The organism is Leifsonia sp. GW821-FHT13C05, assembly GCF_058806515.1.
The window spans coordinates 151814-178806 of sequence record NZ_JBXAPT010000006.1; the positions used below are offsets into that span (position 1 = coordinate 151814).

At 68.8% G+C, this 26993-nt stretch carries 27 protein-coding genes; 19 read left to right on the plus strand and 8 right to left on the minus strand.

Annotated elements, in window-relative coordinates; translation table 11 throughout:
* Positions 1-153: 153 nt before the first annotated feature.
* The 6 genes from AC1ROC_RS16200 to AC1ROC_RS16225 all read left to right on the plus strand — a co-directional run bounded on the left by AC1ROC_RS16200 (position 154) and on the right by AC1ROC_RS16225 (position 5575).
* Complete coding sequence (locus tag AC1ROC_RS16200) at positions 154-909, plus strand: response regulator transcription factor (RefSeq protein ID WP_179150878.1); 756 nt, start codon at positions 154-156, stop codon at positions 907-909.
* Positions 906-2468, plus strand: coding sequence for a sensor histidine kinase (locus AC1ROC_RS16205; RefSeq protein ID WP_493001411.1), 1563 nt, complete (start codon positions 906-908; stop codon positions 2466-2468). Before AC1ROC_RS16200 ends, AC1ROC_RS16205 begins: the two co-directional genes overlap by 4 nt.
* Positions 2465-3241: an alpha/beta fold hydrolase gene (locus AC1ROC_RS16210; protein ID WP_085371185.1), complete on the plus strand. Its 777-nt coding sequence runs from the start codon at positions 2465-2467 to the stop codon at positions 3239-3241. The genes AC1ROC_RS16205 and AC1ROC_RS16210 overlap by 4 nt, the downstream gene beginning before the upstream one ends.
* 255 nt (positions 3242-3496) lie before the next feature.
* Positions 3497-4012, plus strand: a complete 516-nt coding sequence (gene rplJ / locus AC1ROC_RS16215) for a 50S ribosomal protein L10 (RefSeq protein ID WP_085371184.1) — start codon at positions 3497-3499, stop codon at positions 4010-4012.
* Between the two features lie 60 nt (positions 4013-4072).
* The gene (gene rplL, locus AC1ROC_RS16220) at positions 4073-4459 is read left to right on the plus strand and encodes a 50S ribosomal protein L7/L12 (protein ID WP_085371183.1); all 387 of its coding nucleotides are present in this window, start codon (positions 4073-4075) and stop codon (positions 4457-4459) included.
* Between the two features lie 474 nt (positions 4460-4933).
* Positions 4934-5575, plus strand: coding sequence for a class I SAM-dependent DNA methyltransferase (locus AC1ROC_RS16225; protein WP_493001415.1), 642 nt, complete (start codon positions 4934-4936; stop codon positions 5573-5575).
* 47 nt (positions 5576-5622) lie between these two features.
* On the opposite strand, the gene AC1ROC_RS16230 is transcribed toward AC1ROC_RS16225, so the two are convergent.
* Positions 5623-7146: an amino acid permease gene (locus AC1ROC_RS16230; RefSeq protein ID WP_493001417.1), complete on the minus strand. Its 1524-nt coding sequence runs from the start codon at positions 7144-7146 to the stop codon at positions 5623-5625.
* Between the two features lie 92 nt (positions 7147-7238).
* On the opposite strand from AC1ROC_RS16230, the gene AC1ROC_RS16235 reads away from it, so the two are divergent.
* Positions 7239-7706: a MarR family winged helix-turn-helix transcriptional regulator gene (locus AC1ROC_RS16235; RefSeq protein ID WP_493001419.1), complete on the plus strand. Its 468-nt coding sequence runs from the start codon at positions 7239-7241 to the stop codon at positions 7704-7706.
* 91 nt (positions 7707-7797) lie between these two features.
* A complete protein-coding gene (locus tag AC1ROC_RS16240) occupies positions 7798-9036 on the plus strand; it encodes an MFS transporter (RefSeq protein WP_493001421.1) in 1239 nt (412 codons plus the stop codon).
* Positions 9037-9250: 214 nt separating this feature from the next.
* Here the strand turns inward: AC1ROC_RS16240 and AC1ROC_RS16245 are convergent, their stop codons facing one another.
* The 5 genes from AC1ROC_RS16245 to AC1ROC_RS16265 form a co-directional block, all read right to left on the minus strand.
* Entirely contained in the window at positions 9251-10258 is a 1008-nt protein-coding gene (locus AC1ROC_RS16245) for a LacI family DNA-binding transcriptional regulator (protein ID WP_085370977.1), read from the minus strand.
* A 15-nt stretch (positions 10259-10273) separates the two neighbouring features.
* Positions 10274-10522 (minus strand): hypothetical protein, encoded by a 249-nt coding sequence (locus AC1ROC_RS16250; protein WP_085370978.1) that lies wholly within the window; start codon positions 10520-10522, stop codon positions 10274-10276.
* Between the two features lie 4 nt (positions 10523-10526).
* Positions 10527-11441, minus strand: coding sequence for a carbohydrate ABC transporter permease (locus AC1ROC_RS16255; RefSeq protein ID WP_085370979.1), 915 nt, complete (start codon positions 11439-11441; stop codon positions 10527-10529).
* Positions 11441-12475: a carbohydrate ABC transporter permease gene (locus AC1ROC_RS16260; protein ID WP_085370980.1), complete on the minus strand. Its 1035-nt coding sequence runs from the start codon at positions 12473-12475 to the stop codon at positions 11441-11443. The genes AC1ROC_RS16255 and AC1ROC_RS16260 overlap by 1 nt, the downstream gene beginning before the upstream one ends.
* An 82-nt stretch (positions 12476-12557) precedes the next feature.
* Complete coding sequence (locus tag AC1ROC_RS16265) at positions 12558-13841, minus strand: ABC transporter substrate-binding protein (RefSeq protein ID WP_085370981.1); 1284 nt, start codon at positions 13839-13841, stop codon at positions 12558-12560.
* Positions 13842-13977: 136 nt separating this feature from the next.
* On the opposite strand from AC1ROC_RS16265, the gene AC1ROC_RS16270 reads away from it, so the two are divergent.
* Both AC1ROC_RS16270 and AC1ROC_RS16275 read left to right on the plus strand, forming a co-directional pair.
* Entirely contained in the window at positions 13978-15864 is a 1887-nt protein-coding gene (locus AC1ROC_RS16270; RefSeq protein ID WP_493001425.1) for an ABC transporter ATP-binding protein, read from the plus strand.
* A 63-nt stretch (positions 15865-15927) separates the two neighbouring features.
* Positions 15928-17193, plus strand: a complete 1266-nt coding sequence (locus AC1ROC_RS16275) for an Nramp family divalent metal transporter (protein WP_168688684.1) — start codon at positions 15928-15930, stop codon at positions 17191-17193.
* Between the two features lie 18 nt (positions 17194-17211).
* Here the strand turns inward: AC1ROC_RS16275 and AC1ROC_RS16280 are convergent, their stop codons facing one another.
* Entirely contained in the window at positions 17212-17880 is a 669-nt protein-coding gene (locus AC1ROC_RS16280; RefSeq protein WP_168688685.1) for a metal-dependent transcriptional regulator, read from the minus strand.
* Between the two features lie 49 nt (positions 17881-17929).
* Here AC1ROC_RS16280 and AC1ROC_RS16285 point away from each other — a divergent pair, with 49 nt between their 5' ends.
* The 9 genes from AC1ROC_RS16285 to AC1ROC_RS16325 all read left to right on the plus strand — a co-directional run bounded on the left by AC1ROC_RS16285 (position 17930) and on the right by AC1ROC_RS16325 (position 26002).
* Positions 17930-19294, plus strand: coding sequence for a cystathionine beta-synthase (locus tag AC1ROC_RS16285; RefSeq protein WP_493001428.1), 1365 nt, complete (start codon positions 17930-17932; stop codon positions 19292-19294).
* A complete protein-coding gene (locus AC1ROC_RS16290; protein ID WP_281727831.1) occupies positions 19291-20466 on the plus strand; it encodes a cystathionine gamma-synthase in 1176 nt (391 codons plus the stop codon). Before AC1ROC_RS16285 ends, AC1ROC_RS16290 begins: the two co-directional genes overlap by 4 nt.
* 66 nt (positions 20467-20532) lie before the next feature.
* A complete protein-coding gene (locus AC1ROC_RS16295; RefSeq protein WP_493001430.1) occupies positions 20533-20949 on the plus strand; it encodes a VOC family protein in 417 nt (138 codons plus the stop codon).
* On the plus strand, positions 20949-21635 hold the full coding sequence (locus AC1ROC_RS16300) for an alpha/beta fold hydrolase (protein WP_493001432.1): 687 nt from the start codon (positions 20949-20951) through the stop codon (positions 21633-21635). The genes AC1ROC_RS16295 and AC1ROC_RS16300 overlap by 1 nt, the downstream gene beginning before the upstream one ends.
* Positions 21636-21964: 329 nt before the next feature.
* Positions 21965-23257, plus strand: coding sequence for a calcium:cation antiporter family protein (locus AC1ROC_RS16305; protein WP_493001434.1), 1293 nt, complete (start codon positions 21965-21967; stop codon positions 23255-23257).
* 84 nt (positions 23258-23341) lie between these two features.
* Positions 23342-24487, plus strand: coding sequence for a glutamate--cysteine ligase (locus AC1ROC_RS16310; protein ID WP_085370988.1), 1146 nt, complete (start codon positions 23342-23344; stop codon positions 24485-24487).
* 86 nt (positions 24488-24573) lie between these two features.
* Complete coding sequence (locus AC1ROC_RS16315) at positions 24574-25008, plus strand: VOC family protein (RefSeq protein WP_085370989.1); 435 nt, start codon at positions 24574-24576, stop codon at positions 25006-25008.
* Positions 25009-25013: 5 nt separating this feature from the next.
* Positions 25014-25655, plus strand: a complete 642-nt coding sequence (locus tag AC1ROC_RS16320) for a winged helix-turn-helix transcriptional regulator (protein WP_085370990.1) — start codon at positions 25014-25016, stop codon at positions 25653-25655.
* A 68-nt stretch (positions 25656-25723) separates the two neighbouring features.
* The gene (locus AC1ROC_RS16325) at positions 25724-26002 is read left to right on the plus strand and encodes a hypothetical protein (RefSeq protein ID WP_085370991.1); all 279 of its coding nucleotides are present in this window, start codon (positions 25724-25726) and stop codon (positions 26000-26002) included.
* A gap of 1 nt (position 26003) precedes the next feature.
* On the opposite strand, the gene AC1ROC_RS16330 is transcribed toward AC1ROC_RS16325, so the two are convergent.
* On the minus strand, positions 26004-26945 hold the full coding sequence (locus AC1ROC_RS16330; RefSeq protein ID WP_493001437.1) for a helix-turn-helix domain-containing protein: 942 nt from the start codon (positions 26943-26945) through the stop codon (positions 26004-26006).
* Positions 26946-26993 lie beyond the last annotated feature (48 nt).

Sequence of the window (26993 nt, forward strand, 5' to 3'; positions counted from 1 at the left end):
TCAAGGGGGCGATCTGGACGTTAGGAGCGCGGATTAGGGCACGGCTATGGCATGGCTATGGTTTGGCTGTGGGCCACTGCAGCCCCTCACAGATTTCCCATAGCTTTCGCATAGCCGACATCAAGTGCGCTCCTCATAATGGGAAAGGTGACCATGAACTCGCGTGCCGCCTCCGGCACCACCAGCCAGCCAAGAAGCCTCCTGCGCCGCGCGGACGGCAGCGCGATCCGCGTGCTCGTCGTCGACGACGAGGCCACGCTGACGGACTTGCTCTCGATGGCCCTGCACTACGAGGACTGGGACGTGAAGACCGCATCCAACGGCCAGCAGGCGCTGCAGCTCTCGCGCGAGTTCAAGCCGGACGTCGTCGTGCTCGACATCATGCTCCCCGACATCGACGGACTGCAGGTGCTGTCCAGGATGCGCGCGGACGGCAACGAGGCTCCCGTCCTCTTCCTCACCGCGAAGGACTCGCTGGACGACCGCATCGCCGGGCTCACCGCGGGGGGAGACGACTACGTCACCAAGCCGTTCAGCCTCGAAGAGCTGGTCGCCCGCCTGCGCGGCCTGCTGCGCCGCTCGCGCGCCGCCGTCGCCGACGAGAACGACCCCGTGCTGATCGTCGGCGACCTCGTCCTCGACGAGGACAGCTACGAGGTGCACCGCGACGGCCAGCAGATCCAGCTGACCGCCACCGAGTTCGAGCTGCTGCGGTTCCTGATGCGCAACCCGCGCCGCGTGCTCAGCAAGACCCAGATCCTGGACCGCGTGTGGAGTTACGACTTCGGCGGCTCGTCCAGCGTTGTCGAGCTCTACATCTCCTACCTGCGCAAGAAGATCGACTCCGGCAGGGCGCCGATGATCCACACGGTGCGCGGCGCCGGCTACATGGTCAAGGCGGCGCAATGACGTCAGCCCGCGCGACGGGCACACCGACAGAGTCCGGCGGGCGGTCGCTCTTCTCGCGCATCCGGCCGTTCCGTTCCTGGACCATCCGCAGCCGCGTCGTCCTGGTGGTCGTCGCGATGCTCGCCGTGCTCGGCGCGGTGATCGGCACGATCAGCGTCGTCGCTCTGCAGAGCTACCTGATGACCAGGCTCGACGGGCAGCTGACCAGCGCGGTCGCACGCGGCCAGAGCGCGGCGGACCGGGCGTACGGCCCGGCGCCGACCGGCCCGGATGCGACGCGGATCGTGAACACCCCCGGCCAGCCGGTCGGGACGTTCGGCGTGGTGCGCAGCGGCAGCATGCTGCTCTACCCGGCCATCCTCGGCACCCGCCCATCCGGATCGTCGACCGATCCGGCAGCGCCGCAGGTGGTCACCATCGCGACGAGGGACCTCATCTCGATGCCGGCGGACGGCAAGCCGCGCACGGTCGACCTCGGCTCGTCGCTCGGCGAGTATCGGGTGGCCGGCGCCGAGCTCATCAACGGCGACAGCGTCATCATCGGCCTCCCGCTCAGCGAGGTGAACGCTACGGTGTCGCAGCTCACCCTGGTGATCGCGCTGGTCACGCTCGCCGGACTGATCTTCGCGTTCCTGATCGCGAGCTTCGTCGTGCGGCTGGCGATGCGCCCGCTCGCGCGCGTGGCGGGCACCGCCCAGCAGGTGGCGGAGATGCCGCTCGACCGCGGCGACGTCGCCCTGTCCGTGCGCGTCCCGGAGGCGGACACCGACCCGCACACCGAGGTCGGCACCGTGGGATCCGCCCTCAACCGGATGCTCGGCCACGTCGCCTCCGCGCTGACCGCCCGCCAGGCGAGCGAGCAGAAGGTGCGGCAGTTCGTCGCGGACGCCAGCCACGAGCTGCGCACACCGCTCGCCTCCATCCGGGGCTACGCGGAGCTGACCAGGCGCTCGCCGCACGAGCTGCCCGCCGATGTCACTCGCTCGCTCGGCCGGATCGAGTCGGAGGCCACCAGGATGACCTCCCTGGTCGAGGACCTGCTGCTGCTCGCCAGGCTCGACGAGGGCCGCGAGCGCGACCGCGATCCGGTGGACCTCTCCATGCTGCTGATCGACGCGCTGAGCGACGCGCACGCCGCCGGGCCGGACCACACCTGGTCGATCGTCCTGCCGGACGAGCCCGTCGAAGTGATCGGCGACCAGCCGCGCCTGCACCAGGTGGTCACGAACCTGCTGGCGAACGCGCGCGTCCACACGCCGGAGGGCACGAAGGTCGTCGCCGAGCTCGCCGTCGACGAGGCGGCAGACCGCGCGATCATCTCCATCGCGGACGACGGCCCCGGCATCCCGGACGAACTGCGGTCGACCCTGTTCGAGCGGTTCGCCCGCGGAGACAGCTCCCGCAACCGGGCCACGGGATCCACCGGTCTCGGTCTCGCCATCGTGAGCGCGGTGGTGGATGCGCACGGCGGCGAACTGGCCGTGCGGAGCGAGCCGGGAGAGACCGTCTTCTCCGTCTCGCTGCCGCTCGCGCATCCGGCCGGCGAGGAGACTCCGTGACCCCGGGCATCCTGGCCACCGCTACCTACGGCCGGGTGGATGCGCCACCGCTGCTGTTCATCCGCGCCCTCCCCGCCGAGGTGGACAACCCCCGCGGCGTCGACCGCATCATGGAGCGCCTGATCCTGCGCGGTCCCGCCGGCGTCAGCCGTGTCCACGCGGTCGGACGACCCGCGTACCTGCCCACCGACTTCGACATGCCCGAGATCGCCGACATCTACGCCCGCTATCTGCGCGAGCACTTCGACCGGCCCGTCGCGCTGATGGGCCTGTCGACGGGAGCGAGCGTCGCGCTGCAGCTCGCCGCCGACCACCCGGCGCTCGTGAAGTCGCTCGTCGTCGCGGCGGGTTCCGGACGGCTCAGCGCGCGCGGCAGGGCCATCCAGCGCCGCTACGTCTCGCTGCTCACGGCCGCCGACCGGCGCGCGTACGCCGAGCTGGCCAGCGCCACCATGAACTCGCGGCACTTCGACGGGGTGGTCAGGCTCGCCAGCAGGATCGCTCCCAAGCCGGACGACCCGGAGAGCCTGATCGCGCTGGTCCGCGCCGAAGACCGTTACGACATGCTCGGCCGGGCGGACCGCATCACCGCTCCCACGCTCATCCTGTCCGGTGAACGTGACGTGTTCTACCCGCCGACGCTGGGACGGGAGACCGCTGAGCGCATCAGGCGCGCCAGCCAGATCGTCTACCGTGGCCGTGCGCACGGCGGGGTGCCGCTGCACCCGCACTTCGCGCGGGACATCGCCGGATTCCTCAGCGCGCACGCGTGAGCGGCGGCTTCGCCGGCCGGATTTGCGCGAGCACCGCGCATCCCGTACGCTGTACGAAGCCAAAGACCGCTGGTTGTCGTGCTCGCACGACGAGAAGTTCCACTCAGGTGGGCGCCCGCGCAGGTGTATGAAGCAGTTCTCGCAGGTTCTCCTGCGTCGCCAGCTCCGTGCCTCTGCGCCGGAGCTTTTTTCATGCCGGCGGTCTGGGCGCACATCGCTCCCGCGGTGTGCGACGTAGATATAGAGGAGTAGGCCATGGCGAACAAGGAAGCCACGGTTGCCGAACTCGAGAACCTGTTCACGAGCTCGACCGCCGTTCTGCTGACCGAGTACCGCGGTCTCACTGTTGCTCAGCTCAAGACGCTGCGCAAGTCCATCAGTGAGCACGCGACGTACGCCGTGGTGAAGAACACGCTGACCAAGATCGCTGCCAACAAGGCCGGGATCTCGTCGTTCGATGAGGAGCTCGTTGGCCCCTCCGCGATCGCTTTCGTCCACGGTGACCCTGTCGCCGTCGCGAAGTCGCTGCGTGACTTCACCAAGGCAAACCCTCTCCTGGTGGTCAAGGGCGGTTACTTCGACGGTAACCCGCTGACCGCAGAAGAGGTAGGCAAGCTCGCCGACCTCGAGTCCCGTGAGGTTCTGCTGGCCAAGCTGGCCGGCGCCTTCAAGGCCTCGCTGTTCGGAGCCGCATATCTGTTCAACGCACCGCTGTCGCAGGCCGTTCGCACGGTCGACGCGCTGCGTGAGAAGCAGGAGTCCGCTGCGTAATCCATCCCCCGGGATGCGTTACCAGCGGTGAGTACACGAGAAAAATCTAAGGAGAAAATCATGGCAAAGCTGTCGACTGACGAGCTGCTCGAGGCGTTCAAGGAGCTCACCCTGATCGAGCTCAGCGAGTTCGTGAAGAAGTTCGAGGAGACCTTCGAGGTCACCGCCGCCGCCCCCGTCGCCGTTGCTGCGGCCGGTGCAGGCGCTGCCGCTCCCGCGGAAGAGGTCGAGGAGAAGGACTCCTTCGACGTCGTCCTCGAGGCTGCCGGTGACAAGAAGATCCAGGTCATCAAGGAGGTGCGCGCCCTCACCAGCCTCGGCCTCGGTGAGGCGAAGGCCCTCGTTGACGGCGCTCCGAGCACCGTGCTCGAAGGCGCCAACAAGGAGACCGCAGACAAGGCAAAGGCACAGCTCGAAGAGGCTGGCGCCACCATCACCCTCAAGTAGTCGGCGCCCCATCGGGGCTCTTTCTACCGCAGGCTGACTGCCGTAACGCGACGCGGACTCCTCGCAAGACGAGTATCCGCGTTGTGAAGGGCGTCGCCCCCGCAACGGGGCGACGCCCTTCGTGCGTTTAACGACGCCGATCGACGTGGATGCTCGACCACCCACCGCGTCCGATCGCGCCTGCTTGCGTGCATCGGTGTGCAAGGACGCACAACCGTAAGGAAGAACCACGATGAACCGATCCAGGTGGCGTGCATACGCCGCATACTGGCGCGACCTGACCGTCGCAACCTTGTCGGGTGAGACGAGGGAGAGCTCAGCTCACCCGCCGGATCTCTACCGCAGCACCGCTCTGTACGAGCGGTTCCTGCGGTAGCCCCCGACCCCATGAGAACGCCCCCGGTTCCTGTGTCCATCGCAGGTGGCCGGGGGCGTTTCCCTTTTCTCGGTAGACCTTCTCTCTAGACTGCTGGCATGACCGAGCATCCGGATGTGATCGCCACCAGGAACGCGTACGACACGGTCGCCGTCGACTACGCGGCGCTGCTGCGGGACGAGCTGGCGGGGAAGACGCTCGACCGGGCGATGCTGGCCGCATTCGCGGAGCACGTCGTGGCGGACGGCGGGGGAGAGGTGGCCGACCTGGGCTGCGGTCCTGGACGGGTGACGGTGCACCTTGCCGGCCTCGGGCTCGACGCGTTCGGCATCGACCTGTCTCCCGCGATGGTCGAGGTCGCCAGGGAGAGCTATCCGGAGCTGCTGTTCGAGGTGGGCACGATGGCGGCGCTCGACCTCCCGGATGCTGCGCTCGCCGGCGCGGTCGCCTGGTACTCGATCATCCACACGCCGCCCGAGCGGCAGCACATCCTGTTCGCGGAGTTCGCCAGGGTGGTGCGGCCCGGCGGGTGGCTGCTGCTGGCGTTCCAGGTGGGCGACGATGTCGTCGCCCTGCGGCATGCGTACGGCCACGACCTGGAACTGGATGCGTACCGCCAGTCGCCCGATCGCATCCGGAGCCTGCTGACCCACGCGGGCTTCACCGAGCACACCCGCCTCGTGCGCGCCCCCGAGCATCCCGAGAAGGTGCCCCAGGCCTACCTGCTGGCCCGCCGCTGACGACGAGACACCAGTAACTGCTGCGCATCCCGGGCGTTTCGCGACAGTTACTGGTGTCTCGACGACTCGGCGGTGGGGATAGGGCCGGTGGGGGTGAGGTCGGCGGAGGGAAGCGCGCGGGCGGCCCTGGCCGCGGCGACGAGGGCGACGCGGCGGCGCACGCCGAACCAGCCGAGGACGAGGGCGGGGATGACGACCACCACCGCCGTGCCGAAGGTGAACGTGCCGGTGGGGTAGTCGAGCAGGATGAGGACGGCGACCGTTCCGAGGAAGCCGAGCGTGAGGTACGCCGTGAACGGCGCTCCCGGCAGCCGGAACGACGGGCGCCGGACGAGGCCGACGACGGAGAGCCTGCGCAGCCGGATCTGGCACAGCACGATCACACCCCACGCCGTGAGGGTGCCGAGCGCCGTGAGGTTGATGCCGATCTCGAACGCGTCCTCAGGGACGACGGCGTTGAGCCCCACGCCGAGCAGCGCCATCGCACCGGTGACCAGGATGCCGCCGTACGGCACCCCGTGCCTGCTCAGTTTCGTGGTGAAGACCGGGGCGGTGCCGCGGAGCGCGAGCGACCGCGCGATGCGACCGGTGGAGTAGAGGCCGGCGTTGAGCGACGAAAGGGCCGCGGTCAGGACGACCATGTTCATCACGACGTCCGCTCCCTCGACCCCGATGGAGGCGAAGAACGTGACGAACGGGCTGGTGCCCTTCTCGAACGCCGTGTACGGCAGGAGCAGCGACAGCAGGGCGATCGAGCCGACGTAGAACAGGGCGATGCGCAGGATGACCGAGTTGATGGCGCGGGGCATCGTCTTCTGCGGGTCCGGGGTCTCTCCCGCCGCCGTGCCGACGAGCTCGATCGCCCCGTAGGCGAAGACGACGCCCTGGATGACGAGGACCGCCGGGAGCACGCCGTTCGGGAAGAAGCCCCCGCTCTCGGCGAAGAGCGCGAAGCCGGGGGTGCGCCCGTCGATAGGGGTGCCGAAGACGACGAAGAGGATGCCGATGACCAGGAACGAGACGAGGGCGGCCACCTTGATGATGGAGAACCAGAACTCGAGCTCGCCGAACACCTTCACGGACAGCAGGTTGAGCAGCAGCACCACGACCAGAGCGGCGAGGGCGAAGATCCACTGCGGCACGACGGCGAAGAACTCCACGTACGTGCCGAAGAACGAGAGGTAGAGAGCGATGGCCGTGATGTCGACGATGGCGATCATCGCCCAGTAGATCCAGTACGACCATCCGGCCACGAAGGCGAGCTTCTCCCCGAAGAACTCCCTGGCGTACGAGACGAACGAGCCGGAGTCCGGCCGGTGCAGCACCAGCTCGCCCAGCGCGCGCAGGATGAAGAACGCGAACAGGCCGCAGATCGCGTAGACGATGAGCAGGCTCGGCCCGGCGGAGGCCAGGCGTCCGCCTGCGCCGAGGAAGAGACCGGTGCCGATGGCCCCTCCGACAGCGATCATCTGGATGTGGCGGCGCTTGAGGCCCTTCTCGTACGAGCCTGCGTCGTCCTGAGCGGCGAGCAGTTCGGCGGTCTCGTGCGGGGTGCGTCGGGTGCTGGGCATCTGAACATTAAACACGAAACTAAAACGTAGGCATTTGAAATACTGAAACGAAATCAATTGATTTATATAGCGTGGCTATATATAATCGAGGCATGACACACAGCACCCCCAGTGATCTCCGGGAGACCCTCGGCGACCTCGTCGTCGCGAGTCACCGGCTGACACGCCTCGCCGCCCGCGTCACGGGCAACACCGAGTCGCCCGCCACCTGGCGCACACTCAGCGTCCTGCAGTCCTCCGGCGCCATGCGCCTCGGCGAGCTCGCCGCCTACAGCAGGGTCTCGCAGCCCACCATGACCAAGCTCGTCCGCAATCTGGTCGAGGCGGAGTGGGTCAAGCGCATCGCAGACACCGACGACGCCCGCGCCTGGCAGATCGCCGTCACGCCGAAGGGCGAGAAGGCGCTGCAGAACTGGCGCGACGAACTCTCCGGCGCCCTCGTGCCGATGTTCGACGACCTCACGGACGACGAGCTGGCCGCCCTGCGCGCCACCGTGCGCATCATCGGATCGCGCGTCGGCCTCGCCGCACCGGCCGAGGCGCTCGCCACCGCCCCGTAGCGCATCCCTCGCCGCCGCCGGCGTCGTCCGCACACCCGGCACCGTCACCGCTTCACGCTTCCCCACCGACCAATCGGAGCCCATCACCTCTATGTCCCACGACAAACCAAGCAACCTCCTCAAGCAGCCGAGCGCCGTCTGGGCCGTCGCCTTCGCGTCGGTCATCGCCTTCATGGGCATCGGCCTCGTCGACCCGATCCTCCCCGCCATCGCCAAGAGCCTGGAGGCGACGCCGACGGAGACGGAGATGCTGTTCACCAGCTACCTCCTGATCACCGGCATCGCGATGTTCTTCAGTAGCTGGATCTCCAGCAGGATCGGCGCCAAGAAGACGCTGCTGATCGGCCTGGCGCTCATCGTGCTGTTCGCGCTCGCCGCCGGTCTCTCGCAGAACGTCGAGTCGATCATCGGCTTCCGCGCAGGATGGGGGCTCGGCAACGCGCTCTTCATCTCCACCGCCCTCGCCACCATCGTGGGAGCGGCGGCCGGAGGCACGTCGTCGGCGATCATCCTGTACGAGGCGGCTCTCGGTCTGGGCATCGCGATCGGTCCGCTGCTCGGCGGCCTGCTCGGCAGCTGGAGCTGGCGCGGACCGTTCTTCGGCACAGCGACGCTGATGGCGGTCGGCTTCATCGCCATCGTCCTGATGCTGAAGAAGTCGCCGGAGAAACCGCAGCCCACCAGCATCTCCGCGCCGTTCAAGGCGCTCGCCAAGCCGGCGCTCGGCTTCCTCGCCGCTGCCGCCCTGTTCTACAACATCGGGTTCTTCGTGCTGCTCGCGTACACGCCGTTCGCCCTGGTACCGCTCGGGATGGGCAGCGCGATCTCGCTGGGACTGGTCTTCTTCGGCTGGGGCGTCGCCCTCGCGATCACCTCGGTCTGGGGCGCACCGCTGCTGACCAGCAGGCTGCCGCGCACCAGGGTGCTCTGGATCGTGATGCCGCTGCTCGCCATCGACCTGGCCGTCGCCGGGCTGCTGATCGGCTTGCTCGTCGGACTGATCGTCTGCGTGATCGTCGGCGGTCTGCTGCTCGGCGTGCTGAACACGGTGCTCACCGAGTGCGTGATGGAGGCGACGGACCTGCCGCGCTCCGTCGCATCCAGTGCGTACTCCGGTGTGCGCTTCCTCGGCGGCGCCATCGCCCCGCCGGCGGCGACCCTCCTGGCCGACACGATCTCCCCGGCCACTCCGTTCTTCGCCGGTGCCGTCTCCGTGCTGGTCGCGGTGATCCTGGTGGTGGTCGGCCACCGTCACCTCAAGCGCGTCGACGGCGTGGAGGAGACGACGATCGAAGAGGCGGAGGCCGTCTCGATCGGAGACGCCGCCTAGCGCGAACGCCCGAGATTTCGAAGAGCCGCCCTGTTCCTAGGCAGGGCGGCTCTTCCCGTTCCCGAGTTAGGTGCTCGAGAACAGGCGACATCGACAGCAGTTGATCGCGCCTACCCGAAAGGCACGATCAGCCGGACGTTCGCTCGGCTATTCTTCCAGATCGGTCAGCGTGCGACCTACCACGTTGTACTGCCGCGCGTGTCGGGATGCGCCCTCAGCGCGGCGGGCAGGTGGAACCACGCAGCTTCAGCGTCGCGGTCGACCGCACGGACCGGCTGCGCGGCTGACCGCCTGCCAGCTCGTCCAGCAGGATGCGCGCGGCGACGGAACCCTGGTCGAACGGGTCCTGCGCCATCGTCGTCAGCTGGAACGACGCGGCGAAATCGTGGTCGTCGATCCCGATCACGGACAGGTCGCCCGGCACCGACAGACCGTGGTCCGCCGCGGCGAGCATGGCGCCCATCGCCATCTCGTCCGAACCGGCGAAGACCGCCGTCGGCCGGGGGCCAGGCCGGTCGAGCAGGGCGTTCATCGCCGAGCGCCCGAGCGGAAGGGAGAACCCGCCCGGGATGACCCACTCCGGGCGCACGGGGAGGCCCGCATCCCGCATCGCCTGCTGGAAGCCGTGCAGGCGGCCGATCGGGACCTGCCTGTTCAGGCCCTCCTCGTCCTCGCCGCCGATGTGCGCGATGTCGGTGTGACCGAGCCCGATCAGGTGCTCCGTCGCGGTGCGCGCCGTCGCGCGCTCGTCGATGCCGACGCTGCGCAGGCCCTTCACCGGGCCGCCGACGACGATGGTCGGATGGCCGAGCGAGGCGAGCTGGTGGCGCTCATCCGGCGTGAAGTCGAGGCAGAGGGCAAGCAGCGCATCCGTCCTCTTGCGCAGGATGCTGCGGTGGAAGACCCGCTCCCTGTCGCCGCGGTGGCCGCCCAGGTTGAACAGGATCATGTCGTAGCTGGCGGAGCGCAGCTCGGCGTCCACGCCCTCCAGCACGGAGGTGTAGAACCAGCGGCTCACGGACGGCACGACGACACCCATCGCCAGCGTCCGCCCGCTCGCCAGCCCCGAGGCGCTCGACGACGCGACGTAGCCGAGCTCGTCCGCTGCCCTCCGCACCGCGGCACGCGTCTTGTCCGACACGTTCGGCAGCCCCCGGAGCGCGCGCGAAACCGTCGCGGTCGAGACGCCCGTCGCGCGCGCGACCTCGTCGATCCCTGCCATGCCGTTCCCCGTCGGTCAGGAGCCCTGGTGGGGCTGAGTGACGCGCTCCCCGTCCTCCGCCGGCAGGCGCGAGGCGACGATGCGCCGCCGCGCCTGCCAGAGGAGCACGAGGATGAGGACGAGAGCCAGCAGCGTCAGCGCCCAGCCGAGGGCGTCGACACCGGTCAGCTCGCAGACGATCGTGACGATCAGGAACGCGAACGCGAAGAACCCGGCGATGCCGATACCGACATCGACCAGTTCGAGCGAATCGTCCCAGCGCATGTGATCAGCCTTTCACACCACCGGCGGTGAGCCCGGCGACGATACGGCGCTGGAAGATCAGCACCAGGATGACCAGAGGGACCGTCACGATCGTTCCGGCCGCCATGACGGCGGTGTACGGCTCCTGGTGCGGCTGGCTGCCGGCGAAGGAGGCGATGGCGACGGTGACGGGCTGCGTGGCGTCACTCGACAGCTGGCTGGAGATCAGGTACTCGTTCCACGAGGAGATGAACGCCAGGATCGCTGTCGTGAAGACGGCGGGAGCCGCCAGCGGGAGGATGATCTTCCGGAAGGCCTGAGCCTGCGTGCACCCGTCGATCCTGGCCGCCTCCTCGAGGTCCCACGGCATCTCGCGGAAGAACGAGGTGAGCGTGTAGACCGTGAGCGGCAGCACGAACGAGATGCTCGGGATGATCAGAGCCTGGTACGTGCCCATCCAGCCGATGTTCGTGAACAGCTGGAACAGCGGCGTTATGAGCGCGACGCCCGGGAACATGGATGCGCCGAGGATGAGCCCCAGCACGATGCCCTTGAACCGGAAGTCGAGGCGGGCGAGCGCGTACGCGGCGAACGTTCCGACCAGCAGGGCGATGATCGTGACGCAGGCTCCGATGAACAGCGAGTTCAGGAGCGCCTGGCCGAGATGGTTGCCGAGCTTGGTGGAGAACGCCGTCGCGTAGTTGTCCCAGGTGAAGTGGGTGAACCACGGCGTGGTGTCGAACGTGTATCCGACATCGCGGAACGAGGTCACGACCATCCAGTAGAACGGGAGGAGGCACCACAGCACGATGATGATCGCGCTGACGCCGGTGCGGATGCCCGCGTTGCGCTGGCGCGACTTCGCCTTGGACCTCTGCTTGGTGCGGGGGAGTGCTTTCGCCTCCGCTGTGGCCGCTGCCGGGCCTGCGACGGTGGTCATCACTTCGCTCCCTTCTGCTGGGCTTCCTGCGTTCTGACCACGTTGGTCCCGAGGAACCTGACGAAGATGAATGCGACGAGGAAGATGAGGATGAACGTGATCGTCGACAGGGCGGAGGCGCTGTTGAAGCCCTGCCTGATCTGATCGACCACGAGGATCGAGAGGGTGGTCGTGGCATTACCGGTGCCACCACCTCCGCCGGTGAGGATCGCTGGCAGGTCGTAGATGCGGAGGGCGTCGAGCACGCGGAACAGCACGGCCACGAGGAGCGCGGGCTTCACCAGCGGCATCGTGACCCGCCAGAACCGCTGCCAGGTGGTGGCGCCGTCGACCTTGGCGGCCTCGTACACCTCCTCCGGGATGATCTGCAGTCCGGCCAGGATGAGCAGCGCCATGAACGGCGTGGTCTTCCAGGTGTCGGCGATGATCACCGCGAACCGGGATGCCCATTCGTCGCTCGTCCAGAGGATGTGCGCTCCGAGCACGGCGTTGGCGATTCCGGCGACCGAGAAGATGAAGTACCAGAGCTTCGCGGTGACGGCGGTGGGGATGGCCCACGGCACCAGGATGGCGGCACGGACGAGGCCGCGGCCGCGGAACGTGCGGTTCATGATGAAGGCGAACCACATCCCGAGCACCGTCTCCAGGACCACCGTGGTGACGGTGAAGAAGAAGGTGACGAAGACGGCGTTCCAGAACTGCGATCCCAGGTTGCCCGGCGGGCAGGTGATGGTCTCGCCGTTCGGGCCTGCGCACTGCTGGAACAGCCAGTGCGCGTAGTTCTGGAAGCCGGCGAAGCCGCCCTGGACGAACAGGCCGGTCGCCGGGTCGAGTCCGGCGTCCTTCTGGAACGACATGATGATCGCGCTCACCACCGGGTAGCCGATGACGATCGCGAGCAGGACGAGGGTGGGGAGGATGAGGTAGAGCGCCCAGCGACTCTGCTGACGGCGGTTCTTCTTCACCCCAGCGCGCACTTGCGGCGACTTGGGGCTGCGGGTTCCTGGCGGGGCGACGACGTTCGACGTTGACATGTGAGGCCTCCGAGACGATTTCAGGGGAAGAGGGACCGGGCGGCGGGAGAGTTCCCGCCGCCCGGTGGCCGCATCCGGTCGGTTATCCGGCGCTCGCGGTCTTGATGGCCGCAGCCATGTCCTTCAGCGCCTGGTCGACCGACTTGTCACCCTTCAGCGCTGCGTAGGAGTTGTCCTGCACCGCCTTGGTGATGGCCGGGTAGAACGGCGAGACGGGACGCGGGACCGCGTTCTCGATCGACGTCTTCAGGGTCGACAGGTACGGCAGCTGGGTGTTCAGGCCGGCGTCGTCGTACAGCGACGACAGCACGGGTGCCAGCGAGCCCTGGGTCACGAAGAACTTCTGGGTCTCTTCGCTCTGCAGGAACTTCAGGAACGAGAACGCCGTCGCCTTGTGCTTCGAGTAGACGCTGATCGCCGCGTTGTGGCCGCCCAGGCTGGACACGCCGGGCTTGTCGGCGGTGACGCCGGGAAGCGGAGCGATGCCGAAGGTGTCCTTCACGGTCGAGCTTCCGTCGGTCTTGGCCAGGTTGTAGACGTACGGCCAGTTGCGCAGGAAGAGGAGCTTGCCCGCCTCGAACGCCTGGCGTCCCTGCTCCTCCTGGTACGTGATGGCCTCTGCCGGGATCTGCCCGTTCTTGAAGCCGTCCGTCAGCCGGGTGAGACCGGCGTTGGCTTCGGAGCTGTCCACGGTGACCGTCTTGCCGTCGTCGCCGACGATGGTGCCGCCGTTGGTGTTGATGGCTTCAGCCACGTTCACCGTGAGGCCCTCGTACTTGGCGAACTGACCGGCGTAGCAGCCGATGCCCTTCGCCTTGGCGATGTCGCAGTCCTTGAGCATCTCGTCCCAGGTCTTCGGCGGGGTCGGCACGAGGTCCTTGCGGTAGTAGAGGATGCCACCGTCCGAGGTCTGCGGCGCCGCGTACTGCGTGCCGTTGTAGGTGCCGGACTTGACGGTCGGAGCCAGGAGCGCCGAGTTGTCCATCTTGAGGTCGCCGGTCAGCGGCTGCAGCCAGCCCTTGGCCGCGAACTCTCCTGTCCAGACCACGTCGACATCGACCACGTCGTATCCGGAGTCCTTGGCCTGGAAGTGCTGGACCAGGTCGTCGTGCTGCTGGTCTGCCTGGTCGGACTGCTCCTTGAAGGTGACCTTCTCGTCCGGGTGGGCTGCGTTCCACTTGTCGACGAGGGGGCGGACGACGTTGGAGTTGTCCTTGCCCTGAACGTAGGTGATCGGGCCTTTCCCTGTCAGGTTGGCGCTGGCGTCTCCGCCCCCGCTGCCCCCTGAACCACCACCGGTGCATCCCGCCAGCGCGAGGCCGACGACGGCCACTCCGGCGATCACCGAGAGACGTGCTGCTTTCATTTCACTCCTCGTTGAGCTCTTGGTGCGGACGCGGGCGCGCCCGAGACGGACGCTACCCCCGTCGTGGGGTGGAATGCAAGCGTTTACGTCAAGCGCTTGCATCACGGTTGGGTCACGCCAGGGCTACGCTGAAACCATGAGCGGGATGCGCGGCATGGCCGGCGGTGGAGGCGGCGGTCGTGGCCGGGTCAGCGGCGGCGACGCCGAGGCGCAGCGGGCTCTGAACGCGACGGCCCCGAAGATCCCGAACCTGTTCCGTCGCATCACGACGCTGTTCGCGCCGCACCGCACGGCGATCATCGTCACGATGGTGCTTGTGCTCATCGGAGCAGCGCTGTCCGTCGTTCCTCCTCTTCTCACCCAGCGGGCATTCGACGAAGGCCTGTTCCCGAAGAGCGGGAAGCCGGACATGGAGGCGCTGATCACGATCGTCGTCGTGATGATCGTGGTGTTCGTCGGCTCGGCGCTGCTCGGCGTCTGGCAGACGTATCTGACCGCCTCGGTGGGCAATAAGGTGATGGGGGCGCTGCGCGTCCGGCTGTTCTCCCACCTGCAGTCGATGGAGCTGAGCTTCTTCACGAAGACCAAGACGGGCATCATCCAGTCGCGGCTGCAGAACGACGTGGGCGGGGTGGCGAACGTCCTCACCAACACCATGTCGAGCATCCTGGGCAACACGGTCACGGTGATCGCGGCGTTCGTGGCGATGATCCTGCTCAACTGGCAGCTGACCATCGTGGCCGTCATCCTGATGCCGATCCTGGTGATCGCGCAGCGCAGGGTCGGCCAGGTGCGCGCGCGGATCGCGACCAAGACGCAGGAGTCGCTGTCGGACATGACGGCGATCACGCAGGAGACACTGAGCGTGTCCGGCATCCTGCTGTCGAAGAGCTTCAACAGGCAGGCGGCGGAGGTCGGCAGGTACTCCGACGAGAACGCCAACCAGATCCGCCTGCAGGTGTCGCAGTCGATGAGCGGCCAGTGGTTCTTCGCGATGGTGAACATCTTCCTGTCGTCCATCCCCGCCATCGTCTACCTGGTCTCCGGCTGGCTGGTGCTGGGCGGCGCGACCGACATCACGGCCGGGACGATCGTGGCGTTCACCACGGTGCAGGCCAGGCTGCTCTTCCCGCTGCTCGCCCTGATGAGGGTCGCGCTCGACCTGCAGACCTCCGGAGCCCTGTTCGCCCGCATCTTCGAGTACCTCGACCTGAAGCCCGCCATCGCCGACCAGCCGGATGCGGTCCCCGTCGACCCGGCGCGCGACCTCGGCCGCATCGAGTTCGACCACGTCGTGTTCCGCTATCCGGATGCGCGCGACGGAGAGCGGAACACCCTCGACGACGTGTCGTTCGTGATCAGGCCCGGCGAGTTCGCGGCGTTCGTCGGCCCGTCCGGCGCGGGCAAGACCACCGTCTCGTACCTCATCCCGCGCTTCTACGACGCGACGAGTGGGCGCATCCTGTTCGGCGACACGGACATCCGGGCGCTGCAGCAGGACTCTCTGGTGTCGCACATCGGCGTCGTCAGCCAGGAGACGTACCTCTTCCACGCCACCATCGGGGAGAACCTGCGATACGCCCGCCCGGATGCGACGCAGGGGGAGATCGAGGAGGCGACGAGGAAGGCGAACATCCACGACACCATCGCCGGGTTCCCCGACGGCTACGACACGGTGGTCGGCGAACGCGGCTACAGGCTGTCCGGCGGGGAGAAGCAGCGCATCGCCATCGCGCGCGTGCTGCTGAAGGACCCGGAGGTGCTGATCCTCGACGAGGCGACCAGCGCTCTCGACTCCATCTCGGAGCGCGTGGTGCAGCAGGCCCTGGACACCGCATCCCGGGGCAGGACCACCATCGCCATCGCCCACCGGTTGTCGACCATCGTCGCTGCCGACGTCATCTTCGTGATCGACCACGGCCGGCTGGTCGAGCGCGGCACGCACCGGGAGCTGCTGGAGCAGGGCGGCGTGTACGCCCGGCTCTACCGTGAGCAGACGGAGGGCGCGCTGCTCGACGACTGACGCCTTCTCGCCACCATGCCCGCCAGTGTTAGGCTGGGCTAACAATCGGGTTAGGGGCATGCGATGGCGGAGGCCGTGGAGACGACGGAGTCGCGTCCGGCGCGCGCCCGGCGCCCATCGTCCCGCCTGTTCCTGCTGCTCGGACCCGCGTTCGTCGCCGCCATCGCCTACGTCGACCCCGGCAACGTCGCCGCCAACCTCACCGCCGGCGCGCAGTACGGCTACCTCCTGGTCTGGGTGCTCGTCGCGGCGAACGTGATCGCCGTGTTCGTGCAGTACCAGTCGGCGAAGCTCGGCATCGTGACCGGCCGCAGCCTGCCCGAACTGCTCGGCTCCCGGCTCGGCACCGGCGGGCGGCGCGCCTTCTGGGTGCAGGCGGAGCTGGTCGCGGCGGCGACCGACCTGGCGGAGGTGATCGGCGGCGCGATCGCGCTCAACCTGCTGTTCGGGCTGCCGCTCCCGCTCGGCGGCCTGGTGGTCGGCGTGGTCGCCATCGGCATCCTCGCCGTGCAGTCGCGCAGAGGCCAGCGCCCGTTCGAGGCGGTCATCCTCGGACTGCTCGGCGTGATCTCGGTCGGCTTCCTCGCCGGGCTGTTCGTGAGCCCGGTGGACTGGGGTGCTGCGGCGGGCGGCCTGGTGCCGCGCTTCGACGGGGCTCCGACGGTGCTGCTGGCGGCGAGCATGCTCGGAGCGACCGTCATGCCGCACGCCATCTACCTGCACTCCGCGCTCGCCAGGGACAGGCACGGCCACGCCTCCACCCCGGATGCGCGACGCACCCTCCTCCGCGCGACCCGTGTGGATGTGGTCGCGGCCCTCGTGCTCGCCGGCGCCGTCAACATCGCGATGCTCCTGCTCGCCGCGGCCTCCCTCGGCGGGGCGGATGGGACGGACACGATCGAGGGGGCGCACGCGGCCATCACGGCGGCGCTCGGACCGGTGGTGGGGATCGCGTTCGCGGTCGGGCTGCTGGCGTCCGGGCTCGCATCCACGTCGGTGGGGAGCTACGCGGGGGCGACGATCATGGCGGGGCTGCTGACGGTGCGCATCCCGTTGCTGACGCGGCGCATCGTCACGCTCATCCCGGCCATCGTGATCCTGGCGCTGGGCGTCGAGCCGACCTGGGCGCTCGTGATCAGCCAGGTGTTCCTGAGCCTCGGCATCCCGTTCGCAATGATCCCGCTGCTGCGGCTGACCGCGTCGAAGGACGTGATGGGCGACCGTGCGGACAGCGTGTGGATGCGCGTGGCCGGGATCGGGATCGCGGCGCTCGTCGTCGTGCTCAACGTCGCGCTGGTGGTGCTGACGGTGGCGCAGTGGGTCGGCTGATGCCGCCCACCAGCTGAATCAGGCCTCTGTCACCCACACCGCGCCGGCGGCCGTCTCGCCGAGCACGACCTCTGCGCCTCCCAGCCGCACGGTGATGTCCCCGGCGAACTGGCGGTGCTCGTCGACGCTCAGCTGGGCGTCCGGCACGATGCCGCGGTCGGCGAGGTAGCGGAGGATCGCGGGGTCGGCGTCCGAGATGCGCGACACCGTCAGCGGGACGCCGGTGTGCGCGGCGAGCATGGGCGTCGCATCCGGTCGGTGCGCGATGCCGTCCGCGCTCGGGATGGGGTCGCCGTGCGGATCGCGGGACGGGTAGCCGAGCCTGCGGTCGATGCGCTCGACCAGCTCGTCGGAGACGGCGTGCTCCAGCACCTCCGCCTCGTCGTGCACCTCGTCCCAGCCGTAGCCGAGCTCCTCCACCAGGAACGTCTCGATGAGCCGGTGCCTGCGCACCATCGCGACCGCGTGGCGGCGGCCGGCGTCCGTCAGCTCGATGCCGCCGTACGGCTCGTGCACGAGCATCCCCTGGTCGGCGAGACGGCGGATGCCGTCGGAGATGGTGGCGGCGCGGACGCCGAGGCGTTCGGCGAGCTGCTTGACCGTGATGGGCGTCTCCGCCCATTCGGTCGCGGACCAGATGACTTTGAGGTAATCCTGGGCCACGGTCGAGAGGTCGGACACTGGCATGTCGTAATTCTACGGGCGGTGCGCACGCGGCACTGTTACGGTTGGTCGCGTGAATTACGCAGAGACCATCATCGACTTGGTCGGCGACACTCCGCTCGTGAAGCTCAACAGGCTGACCGACGGAATCGCGGCGACGGTGCTCGTCAAACTCGAGTACCTGAACCCCGGAGGTTCGTCGAAGGACCGCATTGCAACCCGCATCATCGACGCTGCGGAGAAAGAGGGGCTCCTGAAGCCCGGCGGGACGATCGTCGAACCGACGAGCGGCAACACCGGCGTCGGGCTCGCGCTCGTCGCCCAGCAGCGCGGATACAAGTGCGTTTTCGTGCTGCCGGACAAGGTGGGGGAGGACAAGCGCAACGTCCTCACCGCATACGGAGCGGAGATCGTGGTCACGCCGACCTCGGTGGCGCCGGAGCATCCCGACTCCTACTACAGCGTCTCCGACCGGCTGGCGGCGGAGATCCCCGGGGCGTTCAAGCCCAACCAGTACTTCAACCCGAACGGGCCGCGCAGCCACTACGAGACCACCGGTCCGGAGATCTGGCGCGACACCGACCAGAAGGTGACCCACGTGGTCATCGGCGTCGGCACCGGCGGCACGATCAGCGGCACGGGGAAGTTCCTCAAGGAGGCGTCCGACGGCGCCGTGCGCGTGATCGGCGCAGACCCGGAGGGCTCGGTCTACTCCGGCGGCACCGGACGCCCGTACCTCGTCGAGGGTGTCGGAGAGGACTTCTGGCCGGGTGCATACGACCCGACCGTGGTGGACGAGGTCATCGCGATCTCGGACGCGGAGTCGTTCCACGTCACGCGGCGGCTCGCCCGCGAGGAGGGCATCCTGGTCGGCGGGTCGAGCGGCATGGCCGTCGCAGCGGCTCTCAAGGCTGCGAAAGACCTGTCGGCGGACGACATCGTCGTGGTCATCCTCCCGGACGGCGGACGCGGCTACCTCGCCAAGATCTTCAACGACAAGTGGATGCGGTCCTACGGCTTCAGCGACGTCCCGGACGAGGCGACGGTGCACGACGCCATCAAGACGAAGAGCGGCGCACTGCCCGACCTGGTGCACACGCACCCGTCTGAGACCGTGCGCGACGCCATCCAGATCATGAACACCTACGGCGTCTCGCAGCTGCCCGTTCTCACGGCGGAGCCGCCCGTGGTGATGGGCGAGGTGGCGGGAGCGCTCGACGAGACCTCGCTGGTCGACGCCGTGTTCAGCGGTCGCGCCCAGATGACCGACGACGTCGGCGCGCACATCGGCGCTCCGTTCCAGCTGATCGGCATCAACGAGCCGGTCAGCGCGGCGCGCGCGGCCCTCGCCACCGAGAACGCCCTGCTCGTGACCGAGGACGGCAAACCGGTCGCCGTGCTCACCCGGCAGGACCTCCTCAACTTCCTCAGCGAATGAAAAACGACTCCAGAAAGACAGCAGACAGACCCATGAAGTTCGCAACCAACGCCATCCACGTCGGCCAGGAGTTCGACCCGACGACCGGCGCGATCATCCCGCCGATCTACCAGACGTCGACGTTCGTCCAGGACGGTGTCGGCGGCCTGCGCGGCGGCTACGAGTACAGCAGGGGCGGCAACCCGACGCGCACCTCGCTGGAGACGCTGCTCGCCGCGCTGGAGGGTGGAGTGAGCGCGCTGTCGTTCGCGTCCGGACTCGCGGCGGAGGACGCGCTGCTGCGCGCCGTCTTGAAGCCGGGCGACCACGTCGTGCTCGGCAACGACGTCTACGGGGGAACCCACCGGCTGATCAACCGCATCCACGGTGCGTGGGACATCCGCAACACCACGGTCGACCTCACCGACCTGGATGCGGTCCGCACCGCGCTGCAGGCCGACGGCACGAAGGTGCTCTGGATCGAGACGCCGAGCAACCCGCTGATGAAGGTGAGCGACATCGCCGCCCTGGCCGAGCTCGGTCACGCGGTCGGAGCGCTCGTCGTCGTGGACAACACGTTCGCGTCCCCTGCGCTGCAGCAGCCGCTGTCGCTCGGGGCCGACGTGGTCGCGCACTCGACCACCAAGTACCTCGGCGGCCACTCCGACGTGCTCGGCGGGGCGCTCGTCTTCGCCGACGAAGAGCTCGCGGGCAGGGTGCAGTTCATCCAGTTCGCGGCCGGTGCCGTGTCGTCCCCGATGGATGCGTGGCTCACCACGCGCGGCATCAAGACCCTCGCCGTGCGCATGCAGCGTCACACCGAGAACGCGCAGGCCATCGCGGAGGCCCTGGTCGGCCGCGACGGCATCGACGCCGTCTACTACCCCGGCCTGCCCAGCCACCCCGGCCACGAGCTGGCCGCGCGCCAGATGAGCGGCTTCGGCGGGATGCTCTCCGTCGCCCTCAGCGGCGGTGCAGCGGCGGCGCGCAGCTTCGCGGAGTCGACGGAGGTGTTCCAGCTCGCGGAGTCCCTCGGCGGCGTCGAATCCCTGATCGGCTACCCGAGCGAGATGACGCACGCCTCGGTGCGCGGCACGGAGCTCGAGGTGCCGGACAACGTCATCCGGCTCTCCGTCGGCATCGAGGACGTCTCCGACCTGCTCGCCGACATCGACCAGGCGCTGTCCCGGTAGGCGGCGGCGCTCGTTCCAAGTCGGCCGCGCTCGCGGCATGTCGGCGGCGGGCGCTAGCGTCGAGCCATGGAACAGCGAGTGAGTCTGATCACGTTGGGTGTTGCCGACCTGGAGCGGGCGCGGCGCTTCTACGAGGAGGGGCTGGGCTGGACGCCGACGCAGGCGCTCGACGGCGTCTGTTTCTACCAGCTGCCGGGGATCGCGCTCGGCCTGTTCGGCAGGGATGACCTCGCCGAGGACGCGAAGCATCCGATCGGCGGCACGTTCAGCGGCGTCACCATCGCCATCAACCAGCCGTCCGAGGAGGCCGTCGACCGGGTGTTCGCCGAGGCGGAGGCAGCGGGGGCGAGCATCCTGAAGCCGGCGGAGCGCGTGTTCTGGGGCGGATACTCGGGATACTTCGCCGACCTCGACGGTCACGTCTGGGAGGTCGCGTACAACCCGGACTGGACCGTCAACGACGACGGAACGCTCACCATCTGATGCGGTACGTGCTTCTGCCGGGGGCGGGTGGGGCCGCATTCGTCTGGCATCGCGTGGTGGAGCAGCTGACCGCCAGGGGGATGGATGCGGTGGCCGTCGAGTTCGTGACCGGTGACGGCCACGGGCTCGCCGATTACGCGGACGCAGCCGTCGCCGCGGCCGAGGGCGCCGACGGTGTCGTGCTGGTTGCACAGTCGATGGGCGGCTTCACCGCTGCCGTCGCCGCGCAGCGCCTGCCGGTGAGCGGGATCGTGTTCCTCAACGCGATGATCCCCGTGCCCGGCGAGTCGGCCGGAGGCTGGTGGGAGGCGGTCGGTCACGACGCCGCGATGCGCGAGAACGACATCGCGGCAGGGCGCGACCCCGACGCCGAGTTCGACATCGACCTCTACTTCTTCCACGACGTGCCAGAGGAGGAACGCGACGCGCTGGAACAGCAGGAGGGCGAGGCGGACTCGGAGACGATGTTTGCCGAGCCGTGCGACTTCCCCGGCTGGCCGGACGTGCCGCTCACGGTGATCGCCGGCGACGACGACCGGCTGTTCCCCGCCGCGTTCCAGGAGCGCGTCGCCCGCGAGCGCCTCTCCGTGGATGCGCACCGCGTGCCCGGCGGTCATCTCGCCGCGCTGTCGCATCCAGAGCCGATCGTCGAGCTTCTCCTGACGGCAGGCCGAACGGCGGAATGAGGCCGGCCTGCGCGCGCATGTCAGGCGGGCCTAAACGCTGGGAGAGTGCCCGGCCGACCCCTCGCGGGGCGCGCATCCCGGGCAGGATGGAAGGCATCGAAGGGGAGTAGTTCCCACCGCCCGAACCGCCGGTTGCGATCCGTCGCACGGTGCGGGGACGGCGACGCGGTTCGTCGACATACTGGCTGGTCACGGAGACCGGCCCGGCGCACCACCCGCACAGTGCAGCCTGCGTGCGGGCGAACGAGACCTTCGGTCGGCCATTCCCGGCGACCGAGTCACCCCTGTGCATTCTCTCGGTCGCCGCCTGTGATCGAAAGGGTCTCCCCGTGTCGAATCCGCACCCTCCCACCGCGTCCGTCTGGCGCCGTCTCGTCCTCCCGCTCGGCATCGTGACGCTGATCGCCGCCCAGGGCGTCGCCCTGACGCTGACCGGCGTGCACGTTCCCCCGCTCATCGGGGTGCTGTCGTTCGGCGTCGCGATCGTCGCCGCGGCCTTCGCTCTCGCCTGGGCCGGGGAGGCGGCCGAGGTCGACATCTCGGGCGGTCTCGCCGTCGGATTGCTGGCGATCATCGCGATCCTGCCCGAGTACGCGATCGACCTGTATTTCGCGTTCAGCGCGGGCTCCGACCCGTCTCAGGCTCCGTACGCCGCCGCCAATATGACCGGCTCCAACCGATTGCTGCTCGGGTTCGGCTGGCCGTTCATCCTGCTGGTGGCGTTCCTCGCGTTCCTGGCAGCGCGTCGCCGCCGGACGGCCGCCGATCCGGATGTGCAGGCGAAGCCGTTCGCGATCCGGCTGCCGCACGGCAACCGCGTCGAGCTCGGGCTGCTGCTTGTCGCGTCGGTGCTCACGCTGGTCATCCCGCTGACCGGGCAGATCCACGTCGTGCTCGGTGTCCTGCTGCTCGCGCTCTTCGCCTACTACCTGTGGCGGGTGTCGACCGGCGAGAGCGACGAGCCGGAACTCGTCGGTGTCGCGCACAGCATCGGCACGCTGCCGACCCGTGCCCGCCGGGCGACGGTCGTGACGATCTTCGTCCTCGCCGCCGTCATCATCCTGCTGCTCGCCGAGCCGTTCGCCACCAGCCTGGTCGAGGGAGGGCGGGCGCTCGGGATCGACGACTTCCTGCTCGTGCAGTGGCTCGCACCGCTCGCCTCCGAGGCTCCGGAGTTCGTGATCGCTGTGCTCTTCGCGCTGCGCGGCAAGGCGGCGATGGGCATCGGCATCCTGCTCGCCAGCAAGGTCAACCAGTGGACGGCGCTGGTCGGGACGCTGCCCATCGCACATCTCATCGGCGGCGGAGGGATGGCCCTGCCGATGGATGCACGGCAGGTGGAGGAGTTCACGCTGACCGCGACCCAGACCATCCTGGGCGTCGCCATGCTTCTCACGCTCCGGTTCAGCGGACGCTGGGCGGTCGCCCTGTTCGTGCTGTTCGCCGCGACGTTCGTGTTCACGTCGACGGAGGCGCGACTGATCGTGTCCGCCGTGTACGCCGTGCTCGCCGTCGCCCTGTTCGTCGTGCGGAGGCGGACGCTGCTGCCGACCATCACCGCTCCGTTCCGGTTCGCGAAGCGGGAGGAGCCCGCCGCCCTGGAGCCGGAGCGTTCCGCCTGAGCTCTGCGTCGTCCGGTTACGTCACAACCTGGAGGTTCCCGCTAGGGGCTGGCCACCGCAGGTGCTGGCGCGGATAGTTGGTCTATGAGGACTTTCGGGGTGGAGGAAGAACTGCTGCTCGTCGACGAGCGCACCGGCGCTCCGATGGCCGTCGCCCCGCAGGCGCTCGCCGCGGCGGAGGCCGACGACGCGCGGGCCAGGAACGGCGCGGAAGAACCTGGTCCCCAGCTCTCGGCCGAGATCCACCAGGAGATGATCGAGACGCAGACCAGGCCGCTCACCTCCACGGACGAGCTGCTGGCGGACATCGTCGCGGGCAGGGAGCGGGCGGACAGGCTGGCCCGCACGCTCGGCGCGCGCGCGGTCGCGGTGGGGATGTCGCCGCTGCCGGTCCAGCCGCATCCCACGCAGAAGGACCGCTACGACGAGATGATGCGCCGCTACGGCGCAACCGCGCAGACGACGCTCGTCTGCGGCTGCCACGTGCACGTCGGCATCGAGTCGCGCGAGGAGGGCGTCGCCATCCTGGACAGGATCAGGACCTGGCTGCCGCTGCTGCTCGCCCTGAGCGCCAACTCGCCCTTCGCCGGGGGCGGGGACACCGGATATGCGAGCTTCCGTTTCCTCGCCTGGCACCAGTGGCAGAGCGCTGGCCCGACCGACGTGTTCGGTTCGGTGGAAGAGTACGACAGATTCGAACGGCTGCTCGTCGACACCGAGGTGATCATGGACTACGGCATGGTCTACCTCGATGCCCGCCTGTCGCACAAGCAGCCGACGATCGAGGTGCGCATCGCCGACGTCTGCCTGGATGCGCGGGATGCCGTCGTCCTGGCCGCGATCGTCCGCGCCCTGGTCGACACCGCGGCGGCGGACTGGCACGCCGGGGTGCGGCCGTCCGATCTGCCGGCCGCCGCACTGCGCCTAGCCGGGTGGCAGGCGGCGCTGACCGGTGTGCACGGCCGGCTGCCGCATCCCCAGCACGGGGCGGGCGCAGACATCACCGACGCACTGGATGCGCTGGTCGTCCACATCCGGAGGGCGTTGGAGGCCAACGGCGACGCCGCTCTCGTGCACGACGGCCTGGCGAGGATCGTGGCGTCCGGGGGAGGGGCAGGCAGGCAGCGCGCGGCGTTCGCGGTGCGCGGCAGCCTCGAGGATGTGGTGCAGGCAGCGGTGGATGCGACGCACGAGCTGAGTCCGTCCGGCGACGATCTGCCCGTCTCCTGACCGGCTATTGTCCGGGGTATTGACTCCTCACTTGTTTTTTGCAAGTGTTAACGCGTCCACAGACGGACCGACCTGAGGAGACCACAATGACCGCGATGTTCGTCAACCTGCCGGTGACCGACCTGGAACGCGCGAAGGCGTTCTACACGGCGGTCGGGTTCACCATCAATCCGCTCTTCACCGACCACAACGCGGCCTGCGTCGTCGTCGAGGAGGACCACAGCTACTTCATGATCCTGGTGCGCGAGTACTTCCAGACCTTCACCGACCTGCCGATCGGCGACCCCGCCGTGAACCCGTCCGTGTCGACCGCGATCTTCCTCGACAGCCGCGAGGACGTGGACAAGACCATCGCAGACGGGATCGCGGCCGGCGGCTCCGAGGCACGTCCGGCCTCCGACTACGGCTTCATGTACCAGCGCCAGCTCAACGACCCGGACGGCAACCTCCTCGAATTCGGCTGGATGGACCCGGTCGCCGCCGAGCAGGGACCGGCCGCCGCCGCGAACCAGCAGGCCTGAGGGCGATGGCAGCACGCGACTACGGGCAGTACTCCGGCTTCTCGCAGGCCCTCGAGCTGGTGGGGGAACGGTGGGCGATGCTCATCGTCCGCGACCTGCTCGTGGGGCCGCGCCGGTACGGGGAGCTCGCGGCCGGGCTTCCGCGCATCCCGAGCAACATCCTGGCCGCGCGGCTGAAGGAGCTGCAGGCGGCCGGGGTGCTGCATCGCGTTCCGCACTCGCGGGTGATCGTCTACGAGCTGACGCCGTACGGCCGGGAGCTCGAACCGGTGGTGCTCGCGCTCGGTGCGTGGGGATTCAAGACCCTGAGCGAGCCGAGGGAGGAGCAGATCATCACGCCGGATTCGATGACGATGGATCTGCGGACCGCGTTCCGCCCGCAGGTCGCCGCCGCCCTGCCGACCACGGCGTACGGTGCGCGGTTCGGGGAGGCCGAGCTGCACATCCGGGTGGACGGCACGACGCTGGATGTGACGCGCGGCGACGGACCGGTCGACCTCGCCTTCTCCACCGGCCCGGACATCCGGAGGCTGATCTCCGGCGAACTCGCCCCGGAACGGGCGATCGAGACGGGCGTGGTGGAGGTGCTGCGGGGGCGCGGAGACCTGCTCGACCGCTTCGCGAGCACCTTCCACCTGGCCGCCTGAACGGAATCGCGTGACCCTGTGCGCCCGACCGCTACCGTGCGGGCGGGATAGCGCATACTCTTCCGAACATGACCGGGAACCAGCTCGACCACCAGCACGCGGTCTACAGCTATGGCACGACGCCGCTCACGCTCATGTACAGCCCGACGGCGACGGCCGCGTGGGAGGTCTACTACGGCGGGGAGTACCTCGGGCTGATCGAGGAGGTGCGGACCGCCGGCGAAGCGTGGCCGATGTTCGTGGCCAGGCTGCCCGGCGAGGAGGAGGACGCCGGGACCGCCGGGGCCGCGCCATCCAGGGACTGGCGGCTCGCGGTCGAGGTGCTGGCGGTGCACGCCGGGCTCTGAGTCAGCAGCCGAGCGTCTGCTCCGGACTCGTGCCGAATCGGAAGCGGTAGTGCGCCTCGAAGGCGTCGACATCGACGAACCCCCATCGCGCCGCCACCGCAGCCACCCCGCCGTGCACGTCGGTCTTCCCCTCGCGCAGGTCGCGGTGGGCGGCGGAGAGCCGCACGCTGTGCAGGTACTGGTCTGCGGTGTACGGCAGGTGCATGTCGAACGCCCTGTCGAGTTCGGGCACGGTGGTGCCCGCCGCGGTGGCGATGTCGTCGACGGTGATGGGCAGCGACGCGTGGTCGTCTATGTAGCTGACGGCCCTCTTGAAGGCGACAGCCCGGGATGCGACGGTCGTGCGCCGCGCCTGGTGATCGCCGGTCAGTGGGAACGCCTCGATGGTCGCGATGGCCAGCTGGCGATAGATGGATGCGCGGACCAGGTCGTTCTCGAACGCCTCCGTCAGCGCGGTCTGCCTGGCCAGTCGCGCCACCGCGAGCCAGCGCTCGCCCAGCGCCCTGGTGACGGGGAGCGCCGAATCGAAGCGCATGGTCACTCCGTCGCCGAACTGCGCTGCGGCCGTCGCGGCCAGGCTCTCGACGGTGATGCTCACCGCGCTCACGTCCGCGTGGGAGACCGAGGCGTCGAGCCGCCGGCCGGGCTGGAAGATCGCGGGACTCCGACTGAGGTCCCCCTCCTCGCCGCCCGTCCGCCAGAGGTAGCTGCCGACGACGGACGCGACCGTGAAGAACGGCAGCTCGGCCGCGCACTCCACGTCGCCGTCGAACAGGTGGCGGGCGACGACGAAACGATTCTCGCCGTGCACCTCCTCGGCGTAGCGGAGGCCGTTGGTGTGCGGGTCCGTGCCGAGCACGATCGAGGCGTACGTGGCCTGCAGTTTCGCCTCGGCCGTGTCGACGTCGCGCGTGACAGTGGAGTCGTGAAACGTCTCAGACACCTGTGTCTCCTTGCACGTGCGGTCCTGCGGTCGAAATGCAAGCATACG